This is a genomic window from Massilia sp. CCM 8734, from assembly GCF_011682155.1.
Taxonomy (GTDB): domain Bacteria; phylum Pseudomonadota; class Gammaproteobacteria; order Burkholderiales; family Burkholderiaceae_D; genus Telluria_A; species Telluria_A rubra.
Genome location: NZ_WHJI01000355.1, coordinates 1 through 255, shown reverse-complemented (window position 1 = coordinate 255; position 255 = coordinate 1). Strand labels below are relative to the sequence as shown.

At 52.5% G+C, this 255-nt stretch carries 1 rRNA gene; it reads left to right on the top strand.

The annotated features are described in order from the left end of the window. Window positions 1-255 (top strand): 23S ribosomal RNA (locus tag F2P46_RS36875); the annotation flags it as partial.

The window sequence follows — 255 nt, the reverse complement described above, 5'->3', positions numbered from 1 at the left end:
AATATTCCTGCACCGTCGTATGATGCGATGGGGGGACGGATCGCGGAAGGTTGTCCAGCGGTTGGAAGTGCTGGTTTTTGACTCATAGAAGGCGCTTAGGCAAATCCGGGCGCGGAATTCAAGGGGTTGAGACGAGGAACTTAGGTTCTGAAGCAATCGGAAGTGGTTCCAAGAAAAGCCTCTAAGCTTCAGTCATACGAGACCGTACCGCAAACCGACACAGGTGGGCGAGATGAGTATTCTAAGGCGCTTGAG